We start from the raw sequence: 12356 nt of genomic DNA, 5'->3' as shown, positions 1-12356 counted from the left end.
CAAACTATGTCTTTGTCACCAACTTGTGGGACCTTGTCTGGGACGTCTGTCAGACTCGTCTACGGCGACAGCCATGCGGACCCAGGGTGGTCGGGGGATCTTCAAGTACTACTTGGTGGGGCTTCTGTGGTGTCTGTCGTCATACTGAGGCTGATGCCTTCAAGCGCCTGTCGCTGTCTTGCGTCGGTTTCGACGCCGGTGCAGGCCCGATGGGAAGAGGACTGTGTGACGCCTTCCAGTAACCCGACCAGGGGGACGTGGACGTCTCCAGATGTGATGGTCGTCGATGCCCGACGGCGCCCTAGCCGTGCCACTTCCGGAGATAGTGGTGGCCAGAGTGGCCAGAGCCGTGGTGGTCGCGGCAGTAGTAGTGGAGGGCGCTCCGGCGGTAAGAGTGGAGGGTCTGGAGGGAAGAGCAGCGGGTCGCGAGGGGCGGGTAGCTCCGGGGGGCGTCCTGGCAAGCCGAAGCGTCGTCGCAGGTTTCCCTGGAAGGGCATCCTCCTCACGATGCTGGCACTTTTCCTGGCAGGAATAGGCCTTGCTGGCCTCGCTTATTCGATGGTCAGCATTCCTAACCCTAATGATTTAGCCAAGGCCCAGGCATCTATTATTTATTTTGCAGACGGTAAGACTGAACTTGATCGACCATCAGGTGTGAACCGAGAGTCAGTGCCCCTTAGTAAGGTTCCTAAGGGTGTCCAGCATGCCGTCATTGCCGCTGAGGATCGTGACTTCTATCAGAATGGTGGAATTTCGGTATCCGGTATTGGGCGCGCCGTGGTGGGTGCTCTCAAAGGACGGGATGCCGGTGGTGGATCCACGATTACCCAGCAATATGTGAAGAACTACTTCCTTACCCAGGACCAGACCATGGAACGTAAGGGTAAGGAAATTATCATCTCGATCAAGATTGACCGTGAACTGACGAAGGATCAGATCCTCGAGAACTATCTCAACACGGTGTATTACGGTCGAAACTCCTATGGGATCCAGACTGCTGCTAAATCTTATTTCGGTAAAGATATCAGCGAAATCACTGTCGGTGAAGGCGCCCTCATTGCGACCATCATCAACCAGCCATCTCGACTAGACCCCAACCTCAGCCCGGCTGCAGCTAAGGCAGCCGAGGAGCGCTGGAACTACGTCATGGATGGGATGGTTCAAAAGGGGTGGCTCTCCCAGGCGGAACGCTCCAAGCAGACCTTCCCCAAGGTGATCGCCTACAAACCGAAGCAAGCTCTCGGTGGCACCAATGGCTACCTTGTTCAGGCCGTGATGCAGGAACTGCGGGATCGCGGGATCCCGGACCAGCAGATCCGAGGTGGCGGTATCAGGGTGGTGAGTACGATCGATCCCAGCATTCAGGCCATGGCTGTCAAGTCGGTCGAAGACAACAAGCCCACTCAGGGTAAAGGCGCTGGTGTGCGAATCGGTGTGGCATCGATCAAGCCGGGCGATGGGGCGATCCTTGCTATTTACGGCGGATCGGACTTCCTGAAACAGGAATATAACAACGCCACCCAGGCTCATATGCAGGCCGGATCGACAATGAAGGCATTCACTACACTGGCAGCTCTGCAGCAAGGAATCAGCACGAAAGCGACGTTCGACAGTTCTACGCCGCTCAAGATCCCCGGAGAGCCTAAACCTATTCAAAACTGGGACTTTGCCGGGCACGGCATGGTCGATATCAAACAGATGCTGGCCGGATCGATCAACACGGCTTTTGTGCGTTTGAATGAGAAGGTTGGCCCCGAGAGCACGCTGAAGGCAGCTCTAGCCGCAGGTCTCCCCCCAGAAAACGGTGAAGGCGATGCTCGGACAATCGGTCTGCAAGCCAACATCGGAAATGTGCTGGGAAGTGCTGCGGCTCGTCCTCTCGACATGGCCAATGCCTACGCGACAATTGCCGCTCAGGGGATGCGGGCTCGGCCATACATCGTGAAATCGGTGACGGCTGCTGATGGCCGGGTCTTGCTAGAGAACAAACCCGAACTGACCAAAGCCTTCGAGAAGGACCAGGCCGCTGACGCCACCAACGCTTTGCAGGCGGTGGTTCAGCCTGGTGGCACAGCTTCGGCCGCGTCCTCGCTGGGTCGCCCAGCCGCTGGTAAGACCGGTACCTCGACGGACAGTAAATCGGCCTGGTTCGCCGGATACACCCCCCAGGTGTCCACCGCGATCGGCATGGAACTTCCCGGTCCAGACGGCAAGACGCCCCAGTCGATGACGGACATCCCCTCCCTCGGGTCAGGCGAACTACCCGTGAAGATCTGGACGGCGTTCACCTCTGCTTACCTGCAGGGCAAGCCGGTGGAAGAGTTCCCGCCGCGAGCAGGTATCGGTGACGACAAGGTCATGCCGACCTCGACTCCGACCTTCCAGCCCACTACGCCGGTGCCGACCGTGCCAGTACCGACTGCCCCGGTGCCGAGCCAGACCCGTCTGCCGGAGCCGACGTACACCCGGCCTCCTCGACCGACGTTCACCGTCCCGACTATCCCTGGGGGCGACAGCGTGCCACCGCCAGGGAACCGACCGGGGGGGCCCGGATCAGGAGGCTTCCCGATCCCACCACCACAGCCAGGTCAACCACTCCGGCCACCGGTTGGCTGGGGTGAATGACCGTGACCAAGGCGCCGCCTGACCCTTCACTGCGACAGACACCGCTGTCCATCCGGGACGTCCCGGTTGCCGCGGACGACCCGGTGGTTCGAGCGGCCAGCACCCTGATCGGTGGCCCAATCGGCAGGTATGCCCGAGTTGGTCAGGCGATGGGATGGTCAGCGGCGAGTTCGGCGCTGACCTTGATCGCGTCGCTCATGGTTGCGGCAGGTCTGTTGCAGAAGGGGCATTGCGTTGCCAACGGATGGCATGTCCCGGATGTGTTTTGGCGGGCCTGCTATTCCGACCTGCCATTTCTCTACGCCGGAACTCCACTGTCCAACGGCGGCTTTCCTTACGGGCATGGTGTGACTGGCACGACACAACCTCCCCTGACCGGTGCAGTGATGTGGCTCGTGGCTTTGTTGGTGCCCAGCGCGGACATGGGTGCCCGCCAGCGCTGGTTTTTCATGGCCTGGGCGGTGTTGACCGTGGCACTGCTGGCAATGCTGGTGCGCACCGTGGCCCGTAGCAGTCGGCGCGACCCGTGGCGGGCAGCGCACGTGGCGGCAAGTCCCATCCTGATCACCGTCGCGCTGGTTGCCCCAGACCTCCTGGGCGTGACTCTTGCGGCGTACGGCCTTTATCTGTGGTCACGACAGCAACCTGTCTGGGCCGGCGTCCTGCTGGGGCTCGCCGTGGCTGCCCGCACCTACCCGATCTTGCTGATTCTCGTCCTTGGCATGGTGTCACTGCGTGCGGGTCGGATCCCGGTGTGGGCCAAGACTGCGGGGACAGCTCTATTGACATACGTCGGGACGCTGGCGCTCCTGGCTGGGGTGGGTTTAGCCACCGGGGCGCTCCGCAGCGTGGACGACGTGTCCTGGATGCTCCTGCCTTACCAGCAGTGGATCAACGCTGGTCCTGACTACGGGTCACTCTGGTATCTCCCGCACGTCTTCGGAGTCACGGTGGGTCCGTCCATCACCGCATCGTTGACTGTGATCGGTTGGGTATTGGCTGTGCTGGCTGGGGCGCTGGTCACCTTGTCCGCTCCGCATCGCCCCACCATCGCCGAAGTGAGTCTGATCGTCGTGGGAATCGTCCTTCTCACCGGCCGGTCATTGCCGGTGCAGACCGCATTGTGGGTGTTGCCGTTGCTGGCAATGACTCGGCTGCGATGGCGGGACCACCTGATTTGGGCCTCCTGCGAAATCCTGTACTTCGTGGCTATCTGGCTCTATCTCGCTGGCCAGAGTGATCCCAATCGGGCTCTGCCACTGCCGTGGTTGATGTTTTTTGCCACGATGCGACTGCTAGCCGTGGCCTGGTTGGTGGCGATGGCATGGCGGCACGCATGGCGACGATCCAGCGCTGATCCTGATCCGGTCACTGCCGTTGAGGAGCAGTCAGGCGAGTTGTCGTTGAGTGACCTCGTCACCGCTGGGCCGCAGGGCGGGAACCGAGAGCCTCGCGCTGATCATGACGGCGACCCTGAAGTTTTGATGCGTGATGCTGCCATTGAACCGGATGAATTGGCCGGTCCTTTGGCTGGACGGGCGGACCGGATGATCATCGCGCCGGTCTGATCGGAGACGCTGAGGCATCCCGGCCTTTAGAGCAGACCATGGTCATGACGATTGGGTCTGGGTGTGGCGCAACGGGTAGTCTTGGACAGTTGGCTCGTGCCATCCGCTCTGCGACAGATCGCTGAGCGAGGCATAGAGCGACGCTGCAACCCTCCTGTCACGGAGAGACCGTGACCGCCTAGACCAGAGGAGGTGGGTGTTTCGCATGCGTCAGTACGAAATGATGATCATCGTCGACCCTGAGATCGACGACCGCCAGGTCCCGACCGCGCTGGAGAAGTTCCTCGCCGTCATCAAGAACGACAACGGCACCGTCGAGAACCTGGATGTCTGGGGCCGCCGTCGTATGGCCTATGACATCAAGAAGAAGTCCGAGGGGATCTACGCGGTGGTGAACTTCACCTGCGAGCCGGCGACGGCCCAGGAGATGGACCGCCAGCTCGGCCTGTCCGAGATGATCCTGCGCACCAAGTTGCTTCGTCCGAGCGCCTGAGCGCTCTGACGGCGGTACCTGAGATATCCACCCAGCACCATCCTGCAGTCACCATGGTCGGCACTTTCCGATGCTGACCTGGGGGACGCGACCTTGACGAGGGGAAACGCATGGCCGGCGAGACCACGCTGACGATCATCGGCAATCTCACCTCCGACCCCGAGCTCCGCTTCACGCCGTCCGGTGCGGCCGTGGCCAACTTCACCGTGGCTTCGACTCCCCGGACGTTCGATCGGCAGAGCAACGAGTGGAAGGACGGCGAAACGCTGTTCATGCGCTGCTCAATCTGGCGTGACGCCGCTGAAAATGTGGCTGAGTCGCTGGTGCGTGGCACCCGGGTGATCGTCACCGGTCGGCTGAAGTCCCGGTCCTATGAGACCAAAGAAGGGGAAAAACGTACGGTCATCGAGATGGACGTCGACGAAGTCGGCCCCTCGTTGCGGTATGCCTCGGCAAAGATCACCAAAACCCAGCGCGGTAATGGTGGCGGTTTCGGTGGCCCGAACGGTGGCCCTGGTGGTCCCGGTCAGGTTCAGGGCGGCGGTTATGGCGGTCCTGGGGGCGGTTACGGCGCCCCGGGTGGTCAGGGTGGCAATGGTGGTTACGGCGGGCAGCCCATGTCCGATCCGTGGGCCACTGGCCCGGCTAATACCCCAGCTCCCGCCCCAGGGCAGCACGGTGGAGGACACTCCGGCGGCGGCCATCCTGGTGGTGGCTGGGGCAACGGACCCAGCTACGACGAACCCCCGTTCTGATCAGCGGTCGCTGCTGACCGACGCTGGGTGCGACCCCGCCAGTGTCAGGAGCGTCGCGGTGAGCGACAGGTACTGTCTCGCAACTTCCTCACCGTTCCACGTAAGCTCATGCTTTTGAGCAGGGTTGGCGTGTGACGGTCTCCGTGGCTTCGGTCACGGTCTCGACGACATCATCCATCCCGAGGGGATCCTCGGGCTCTTCCAAAGGAGAGCACCACGATGGCCAAGCCCGTTGTGCGTAAGCCCAAGAAGAAGGCGAACCCGCTGAAGGTCGCCAAGATCGAAAACATCGACTACAAGGACACGGCGCTGCTGCGCAAGTTCATCTCTGACCGCGGCAAGATCCGCGCGCGTCGGGTGACCGGTGTCTCCGTTCAGGAGCAGCGTCTCATCGCGAAGGCCGTGAAGAACGCCCGCGAGATGGCGCTCCTGCCGTACTCGAGCTCGGCTCGCTGAGCCGGGCGACACGACGCGACGAGAAGGAGTGCACAGATGAAGCTCATCCTGACGCATGAAGTGACCGGACTTGGCGCTGCTGGCGACATTGTTGAGGTCAAGGACGGCTACGGCCGTAACTACCTGATGCCCCGCGGCCTGGCGACCCCGTGGACCCGTGGCGGTCAGAAGCAGGTTGACTCGATCCGTAAGGCTCGTGAGACCCGGGCGATTGCTAGCCTCGACGACGCCAAGGGCCTCAAGGGCCAGTTGGAGTCCCGCGTCCTGAAGGTCGCGGCACGTGCAGGGGCGAACGGCCGTCTGTTCGGTGCCGTGTCCCAGGCCGATGTGGCTCAGGCGGCTGCCGCTGACGGGCTGTCCATCGACAAGCGCACCGTCGAATTTGCAGCTCCGATCCGTTCCCTCGGTGACGCCAAGGCCACGGTTCGGCTGCACCCCGAGGTGCAAGCGACCGTCAAGCTTCAGGTCGTCTCTGGCTGACTGTCTCCATCACGCATCTCCATCATGAGGTGATCGGTGCAGACGCCGAAGGGCGCTGGTTTCCCCATCAGGGGCGGCCAGCGCCCTTCGGCATGTGGGTGCGACCGCATCCCTAGATCAGGGGTGGGGGCCTGGCGTCGCGGAGGCCGTCAGGAGGAATGTCACTCTATTTTCCTGTGCGGCAGAGTATTTGGATTTTCTGAGAGTCTTTTGGGGATACCGTACGTGTCGCAATCGTGACATCACGTCAATCATCTCCCCTCCAATGAATTACAAAGTATCCCAATGAATTTCGCTCGTGATAGCGAAAAGCGCAGGTCAGGTGCTTTCTGGTGGCGTCTTCTCGTGGTTTGAACGGGCGTCTCAAGATGCATGAGTCGTTGAACAGAGTGGGCGAGTAGGTGTATCGTTTTGGGCGGTCGTCCATATCTGGCCGATTGAGTTGCTGCGGGGGCGGTGACTCCAGGGGGAAGCACAACAGGCGCACCTGGCGCAGAGTGGGGAGATCTGTGAAGAGTCGCTCTCAAGTGGCGGTGCTGTGCGGATTGCTCATCTGTGCCATCGCCGGATGTAGCTCCGCCGAGACGACAGCGAAGGACACTCCGACCGGAGTATCTGCGCCGACATCCCGGCCGAGCCGGTCTCCGATCCCCGAGCCACCAGCAGGGACCGCACCCATCAACAGGCCCCCTGACCGCCGTGCAGCCGCCACGATCACCCCGGTGTCTCGACCTGGGGCCAGTGCTGCATCGCGATTGCCCGTCACCGAAAAATCCAGTGCTGATGACGCGGTCTACTCAGACAAAGTCACCATCGCCATCGAAAAAATGACCCGTAGCAAAGCCTCTGGTCAGGGACCTGGCGTGATGTCCGGCGCGCCGCTGTTGAGCGTCCAGGTCGTCGTTCGTAACTCCTCCTCGAAACCTCTTGACCTGTCAGCAGTCGTGGTGTCACTGCGCTACGGCTCCCCGGAGCGGATTGCTCCCGGTTCGTACGACGCTGCATCGGTTGATTTCTCCGGCAAACTCCAGCCCGGTGCGCACGCCACAGCGACCTACACCTTTGTCGTCCCCGCGGACGCCGGTGACAAAGTTCGAGTCGTCGTTGACATCGACGGTTCTCATCAGCCCGCCGTGTTCCGGGGGATGCGCCGTAGCTGATCACTGAATTCACGCTCGTCGGTGCAACCACCGGTGCTAACCGGACGTATGCACCTGTGCCCGCACGGAAGCTCAGCCGTGCCGACCACCCCTCAGAGCCACCTGAGCCTGCGATATCCACTTCTCACTGCAAGGAATCATCATGAGTGAATTGCGCCGTCGCTCGCTTCGGTGGGCATGCGCTACCAGTGTCGTGGCCTTGACCACCGCGGTGACTCAGTTGGTGCCGGCCAGCGCAGCGCAGGCCGAGACCCAACCCCCTCAGGGGGTTCCCGCTACCGCCGGTGCAGTCGCCCTGCCCACCTGGCAGATCACCGGCGTGGTGTGGGCACAGGTCGTCGTCGGAGACACCGTCTACGTGACCGGCAACTTCACCAAGGCACGGCCGCCGGGCATCGACGCCGGAGGTGCTGGCGAAATCGATGTGGCCCATCTGATGGCCTATGACATCCGGACCGGCGAACGTATCTCGTCGTTCTCCCATCAGTTGAACGCGCAGGGTCTGGCGCTCTCGGTGTCTCCGGACCGTAAGCGCCTCTACGTCGGTGGCGACTTCACCACCGTTGACGGCATTCCCCGTGGCCACGTCGCTGCCTTCGATGTCGCCAGTGGGCAACTCGTCGAGGGCTTCGACCCCAACGTCAACGGCCAGGTCAAAGCGCTGTCTGCGACGAATGACACCCTGTACGTCGGTGGTGCCTTCGAGGGTGCTCAAGGGCAAGCCCGCAAACGTCTGGCATCGTTCCGTACCTCTGACGGGACAATGACCAACTGGAACCCCAAGGCTGACAACGGATACGTCTGGGCGCTGCTCGTCGTACCGGACGCATCGAAAGTCATCGCTGCTGGCGCCTTCACCACGATCAGTGGTCAGGACGCTTCCGGAACGGCCGCCTTGCACCCAGAGACCGGTGAGCTGCTGCCCTGGGCGATGAACCGGAAGATCTTCGTCTCCGGCGGCAGCTCTGCCATCACCAACCTGTCCACCGACGGCCAGGCCGTGTACGGCGGCGGATACGTCTACGGCCAGGTCGCCAACCTGGAAGGCACCTTCGCCGCTGAGATCGGTGACGGCAAACTCCGTTGGGTCGGTGATTGCCTCGGCGACACCTATAGCACCAAACCGTTGGGTGGTGCGGTGTACGTCGCGAGCCACGCGCATGACTGCAGCGCCATCGAGGGCTTCCCAGACACCTCGCCACGTCAGCGCTGGGAGCACATGCTTGCGCTGAGCACCACCTCGGCGCGTCCTATCACCCGTAAAGACGCCTACGGGTACGACTTCACGGATCAGCAAGCACCTGCCCTGCTGCACTACCACCCCGACCTGGGGATCGGGGTAGCTACGGGGCAGTATCAGGCATCGTGGACAGTCGACGGCAACGCGGACTATCTCGTCGTCGGTGGAGAGTTCCCCACGGTCAACGGTGTTCCGCAGCAGGGGCTGACCCGGTTTGCATTGCGGCCCACCACCACCGCTGCTCCCAGCTTCCAGACTCGCCCGAAGCGGCAGATCAACGACCCCGTCGCCACGGCAAGCGGAGCGGTCGTGACCACCCGGTTCCCCTCAGCGTGGGATCCCGACAACGCCACGTTGCGCTACGACCTGGTCCGTGACCGGGGCACCAACGCAGAAACCACTGTGGCCACCAGCACTATGACCACCAATTTTTGGACGCTGCCCGACGGCCAACTTGTCGACGTCAACGCCCCTGCGGGAGATCACACCTACTCGGTGAAAGTCAGCGATGGCACCGGGCAGGAAATCTGGAGCAAACCATCAGCGCCTGTCACTGTGAGCGCTGGCAACACGTTGAGTGGTTACGCCACCACAGTGCTCCAAGACGGCGCCCGCCACTATTGGCGCCTGGGCGAGTCTGCTGGCTCCACCGCTGACCTCGCTGGCGGCGTGGACGCCGTCTTCGGCAGCGGAGTTCGCACCGGGACGTCCGGTGCGCTCAAGGACGACACCAACACTGCGATGACCGTCGACGGCTCCGTCAACGGCAACGCCAAAGCCAAATCGGTCGAGAACATGGCCGGAGCCACGACCATGGAAGCGTGGATCCGCACCACCTCCACCAAGGGCGGGCGATTCATGGGCGTAGGTGTTGAGACGAAAGACGTGTGGAACCGCACCGTCGTCACCAACGACCGGCACCTCTACCTCACCCCTGACGGTCGACTGGGAGTCCGTCCCGACGGCACCACCACGCAAGTGGAGTCCACCAAGACCTACAACAACGGCTCCTGGGTGCATGTGGTCGCCACCACCGGTGACAACGGCCTGGTGCTCTATGCCAACGGTGAAGAGGTCGCTAAAGACCCCAACTACCGTCCCGGAGGAGCCATCACCGGACGCTGGTATATCGGTGGGGACCGCACCGGCGTACAAACCTGGCCCAGCCGCTGGGCGCTGGCCGGGGACGTCGATGAGGCTGCCGTCTACGGCAAGACCTTGTCTCCTGAGCAGGTGGCCCGACACGCCAAACTCGGCATCGAGGGCGGCGCCGCCCAGATGCCCAACACCCCGCCTCGGGCTAGCTTCACCTCCACCGTCGACCATCTCAAGGTCGCCGTGGATGCGTCCGGATCCACCGATGTCGACGGCAAGGTCGTCTCCTATTCCTGGGACTTCGGCGACAACACTCCGGCCCAAAGCAGCGACACCGCCCAGAGCAGCCACACTTATGCCGCTGCTGGCAGCTACGTCGTCAAACTCACCGTCACCGACGACAAAGGCGCCACCTCGACCGCCCAGTCGACAGTCACAGCGAGCGCACCCGTCGATCCCGCAGCGCCGGTGCTCGCTGACAGCTTCACCCGCACTCTCGAGCGTGGCTGGGGTAACGCCGAAACCGGTGGCGCCTGGGTGCGCGACAACGGTGCCGGGTCCTACTCGGTCGACGGAAACAAAGGCGGGATGTCCATCGCGCCACGCACCTCCGTGGGAGCCCAACTCGGTGACAACACCGGCAAGGACAACGACCTGCGGATGCGTTTCTCCTACGATCAGGCAGCGACCGGCGGTGGCATCTTCTCGCAGATCATCGGTCGTGGCACCTTCACTGACGGGTACGGCGCGCGGCTGTGGATCCACGAGAACGGCAGCGTCCGCATCGCTCCGATCAAACGGGTCGCTCGCGCCGACACTGACTTGGCCGCGCTGCAAGTGGTTCCTGGTCTGACCCACAAGGCAGGCACCGACTACGAGATCCGAGTGCAGGTCACTGGCAGTGCTCCCACCCAGGTGAAGGTGAAGATGTGGGTGTCGGGTGAGACCGAGCCCAGCGCCTGGACAGTGGAAACGACGGACACCACCGACAGCCTGCAGAAAGCTGGCGGGATCGCCGTACAGACCTACCTTTCTGGCACGGCGACCACTCCGATCCTGCGCTGGTTGATCGATGATGTGAAGGTCACGACCGTGCGTCCGTGACCTGCTGAACACCGAGACAGGAGGGAGACACCATGGCACCCGATCGCTTAGCGACGACAGCCCTGGCAGTCTCCCTCCTGCCATTGGTGGTGTTTTTCCTCCGCGGCCGACCCAAAATTCTGGCAACACTGTGGCTGGTCTCGTTCTTCGTCGTCCCCGTCTGGGCGACCATCACCCTGGGAATCGGTCTACCACCGGCCACATACGTCGGATTAGCCGTCCTTCCTTTCGCCTACTTCGGCCCTGGCCCTAGGGTCCCTCTGCGCTGGTACGACTTGCTGGTGATGCTGTTTTGCCTGCTCTGCACCCTGTCGGCGATCCTCAACTCCGGCACCCTCGGCGCCATCACCACCCCGATCCTGCAATGGGCGCTCGGCTACGCAGTCGCGCGAATCCTGTGGGTTCGGGCCGGAGCGGCGTTCATGTCCGCGGCGCTCGCTGTGGCTTGCGGGGTCGCTGCTGTATTGGGCCTCGTCGAATTTTTTACGGCGCACAACATCTTTTTTTCCTTCCCGATGGGGCGCGGCAACGGGTTATACAAGGTGTGGGCTGAAGAGCAGATCCGGGCCGGGTTCTGGCGCGTCGAAGGGGCCTTCGGGCATTCGATCGCTTTTGGCAGTGTCCTGGCGATGTGTTTGCCCGCAGTGATCTGCTCTCGGCTGCGCCCGATGATCAAGGCGGCCATCTCACTCCTGGTGGGGGTGACCTTGGTGCTCACTTTTAGCAGGCTCTCGCAGATCACTGCTCTGGTGGGGATCCTGCTCACGTTGTTCCTGCCCGGTGGGCATCTGCAGCGACGTACCCGGAAAATGGGCATCGTCGCTGTGGTCGGCTTCGCAGCGCTCTCCTTGCCGTTTATCAGCGCGACGGTCGAGCAGGCCGGTGACGAGGCGGAGGGCAGCGCCGAATACCGGGACCGGTTGTGGAGCCTGTTGGACGGCCTGGTGCCGTTCGGTCCGTCGCCGGCCGCGCATGTCTCTCCGACCGGCACCTTGTATTTCGGTGAGTTCCGCTCTATCGATAACGCTTTCCTGCTGACCGGGCTGACCTACGGGTGGTTGCCGCTGGTCCTGGCGGTCGTTCTCCTGGCTGGTGGCGTCGTCTCCATACTGCGCTGCGGGTACTCTGCGCCGTTGGCTGGATTGCTGGCTCAAACTCCGGCGGTATTCAGTGTCGCTTTCATTACGCAATACGAAGTGTTCTACTGGGCGATGGTGGGGATGGCTTGTGCTGCGACAGCTGAGCTGGTCCGAGGGAGTGACGAACTGGCGGCTGAGGGGGGCAGCGTGAGTCGCTCCCCGCTGTGGGGACTGAGGTCCTGGAGGTCGCCTGAGGCTGGTGATCGGCTCAACCCTGGGTGATCTCTGACGATCTGTGCGG

Annotated in this window: 10 protein-coding genes; 9 read left to right on the top strand and 1 reads right to left on the bottom strand. The window is 62.5% G+C overall.

The window, feature by feature from the left end; all coding sequences use genetic code 11:
* Positions 1-6 precede the first annotated feature (6 nt).
* The 6 genes from KEM60_RS01565 (at position 7) to rplI (ending at position 6377) form a co-directional block, all read left to right on the top strand.
* Positions 7-2625, top strand: coding sequence for a transglycosylase domain-containing protein (locus tag KEM60_RS01565; protein WP_370626249.1), 2619 nt, complete (start codon positions 7-9; stop codon positions 2623-2625).
* Positions 2622-4193, top strand: a complete 1572-nt coding sequence (locus KEM60_RS01560; protein WP_219105732.1) for a glycosyltransferase family 87 protein — start codon at positions 2622-2624, stop codon at positions 4191-4193. The genes KEM60_RS01565 and KEM60_RS01560 overlap by 4 nt, the downstream gene beginning before the upstream one ends.
* A 205-nt stretch (positions 4194-4398) precedes the next feature.
* A complete protein-coding gene (gene rpsF / locus KEM60_RS01555; protein ID WP_219105731.1) occupies positions 4399-4686 on the top strand; it encodes a 30S ribosomal protein S6 in 288 nt (95 codons plus the stop codon).
* A gap of 110 nt (positions 4687-4796) precedes the next feature.
* The gene (locus KEM60_RS01550; RefSeq protein WP_219105730.1) at positions 4797-5441 is read left to right on the top strand and encodes a single-stranded DNA-binding protein; all 645 of its coding nucleotides are present in this window, start codon (positions 4797-4799) and stop codon (positions 5439-5441) included.
* 219 nt (positions 5442-5660) lie between these two features.
* Complete coding sequence (rpsR, locus tag KEM60_RS01545; RefSeq protein ID WP_006503798.1) at positions 5661-5897, top strand: 30S ribosomal protein S18; 237 nt, start codon at positions 5661-5663, stop codon at positions 5895-5897.
* 36 nt (positions 5898-5933) lie between these two features.
* The gene (rplI, locus tag KEM60_RS01540; protein WP_219105729.1) at positions 5934-6377 is read left to right on the top strand and encodes a 50S ribosomal protein L9; all 444 of its coding nucleotides are present in this window, start codon (positions 5934-5936) and stop codon (positions 6375-6377) included.
* Between the two features lie 523 nt (positions 6378-6900).
* Here rplI and KEM60_RS01535 read toward each other — a convergent pair.
* Entirely contained in the window at positions 6901-7143 is a 243-nt protein-coding gene (locus KEM60_RS01535; protein WP_219105728.1) for a hypothetical protein, read from the bottom strand.
* On the opposite strand from KEM60_RS01535, the gene KEM60_RS01530 reads away from it, so the two are divergent.
* The 3 genes from KEM60_RS01530 to KEM60_RS01520 all read left to right on the top strand — a co-directional run bounded on the left by KEM60_RS01530 (position 7133) and on the right by KEM60_RS01520 (position 12337).
* Positions 7133-7537, top strand: coding sequence for a DUF4352 domain-containing protein (locus KEM60_RS01530; protein WP_219105727.1), 405 nt, complete (start codon positions 7133-7135; stop codon positions 7535-7537). The two genes, KEM60_RS01535 and KEM60_RS01530, sit on opposite strands and share 11 nt — an antisense overlap.
* Before the next feature lie 142 nt (positions 7538-7679).
* The gene (locus KEM60_RS01525; protein WP_219105726.1) at positions 7680-10976 is read left to right on the top strand and encodes a PKD domain-containing protein; all 3297 of its coding nucleotides are present in this window, start codon (positions 7680-7682) and stop codon (positions 10974-10976) included.
* A gap of 32 nt (positions 10977-11008) precedes the next feature.
* Positions 11009-12337 carry a hypothetical protein gene (locus tag KEM60_RS01520; protein WP_219105725.1) on the top strand — a complete coding sequence of 443 codons (1329 nt, stop codon included), beginning with the start codon at positions 11009-11011 and terminating at the stop codon, positions 12335-12337.
* Positions 12338-12356 lie beyond the last annotated feature (19 nt).

The sequence above is a fragment of the Austwickia sp. TVS 96-490-7B genome (assembly GCF_019331795.1).
Lineage (GTDB): Bacteria > Actinomycetota > Actinomycetes > Actinomycetales > Dermatophilaceae > Austwickia.
This window is presented reverse-complemented; position numbering and strand designations above follow the sequence as displayed.

Excerpts from the sequence above, each read along its gene's own strand:
- rplI (WP_219105729.1), top strand. The coding sequence starts at position 5,934 with ATGAAGCTCATCCTGACGCATGAAGTGACCGGACTTGGCGCTGCTGGC.
- KEM60_RS01560 (WP_219105732.1), top strand. The coding sequence starts at position 2,622 with ATGACCGTGACCAAGGCGCCGCCTGACCCTTCACTGCGACAGACACCG.
- rpsF (WP_219105731.1), top strand. The coding sequence starts at position 4,399 with ATGCGTCAGTACGAAATGATGATCATCGTCGACCCTGAGATCGACGAC.
- KEM60_RS01565 (WP_370626249.1), top strand. The coding sequence starts at position 7 with ATGTCTTTGTCACCAACTTGTGGGACCTTGTCTGGGACGTCTGTCAGA.
- rpsR (WP_006503798.1), top strand. The coding sequence starts at position 5,661 with ATGGCCAAGCCCGTTGTGCGTAAGCCCAAGAAGAAGGCGAACCCGCTG.
- KEM60_RS01550 (WP_219105730.1), top strand. The coding sequence starts at position 4,797 with ATGGCCGGCGAGACCACGCTGACGATCATCGGCAATCTCACCTCCGAC.
- KEM60_RS01520 (WP_219105725.1), top strand. The coding sequence starts at position 11,009 with ATGGCACCCGATCGCTTAGCGACGACAGCCCTGGCAGTCTCCCTCCTG.
- KEM60_RS01525 (WP_219105726.1), top strand. The coding sequence starts at position 7,680 with ATGAGTGAATTGCGCCGTCGCTCGCTTCGGTGGGCATGCGCTACCAGT.